This is a genomic window from Pseudomonas sp. Pse1 (assembly GCF_024519635.1).
GTDB lineage: Bacteria > Pseudomonadota > Gammaproteobacteria > Pseudomonadales > Pseudomonadaceae > Aquipseudomonas.
The window spans coordinates 1-341 of record NZ_JALJRO010000109.1; the positions used below are offsets into that span (position 1 = coordinate 1).

At 37.0% G+C, this 341-nt stretch carries 1 protein-coding gene; it reads right to left on the reverse strand.

Annotated elements, in window-relative coordinates:
- On the reverse strand, positions 1-341 hold a 341-nt coding region (locus tag NR126_RS29200), incomplete at both ends, for a hypothetical protein (protein WP_256832516.1).

The following is a 341-nucleotide window of genomic DNA, read 5'->3' on the forward strand; positions in this document are numbered from 1 at the left end:
TTTTCTCTCCTTCTCTCATTTCCTTTTCCTTTCTTCCCTTTCTTTTTCCTTTTCTCTTTCCTTCTCTTCTTCCTTCCTTTCTCCTTCCTTCTTCCTCCTTTTTCCCTTTTCCCCTTTCTTTTTTTTTCCCTTTTTCCTTCCTCTTTTTTCCCTTCTTCTCTCCCCTTCCTCCTTTCTTCCTCCTTTTTTCTCTTCTCCTCCCTTTTTCTTCCTTCTTCTCTTTTCTTCCTCCCTTCTTTTTCTTTTTTTTTCTTTCCTTTTTTTCCTTCTCTTCCTTCTTCCTCCTTCCTCTTTCTTCCCTCTTTCCTCCATTTCTTATCTATTTTTTCTACTTTTTTATT